1 protein-coding gene is annotated in these 266 nt (G+C 56.4%); it reads right to left on the bottom strand.

Features of this window, described 5'->3' with window-relative positions:
* Window positions 1-64: 64 nt before the first annotated feature.
* Window positions 65-266: hypothetical protein (locus tag AC0IXA_RS27595; RefSeq protein ID WP_471814929.1), on the bottom strand; the 202-nt coding region annotated here is incomplete at its 5' end.

Below are 266 nucleotides of genomic sequence, written 5' to 3'. Positions count from 1 at the left end.
CTTGTCAACTCCGCATGTGTCGATCACTGATGCGAGGTCGACCCCACACGCTTTCAAGCGAGGTTCAAGGGCCTTCCAAAAATGGATCGTCGATACACTCGGGAGCCTTAGGGTTCTCGCACAGCCACAGGGCGGCCGACACTTTCTGCTTTACCTCGAAGTCTTCGCCCGTCCACACCAAGAATCCGCCATGGACATAGTTTCCGCGGCCGAAGGTACGCCTATCCGTTCGAAGTCCACGATCAGGATCAGCCTCTGCATACCAC

The organism is Pseudomonas sp. AC083, assembly GCF_979253165.1.
This window is presented reverse-complemented; position numbering and strand designations above follow the sequence as displayed.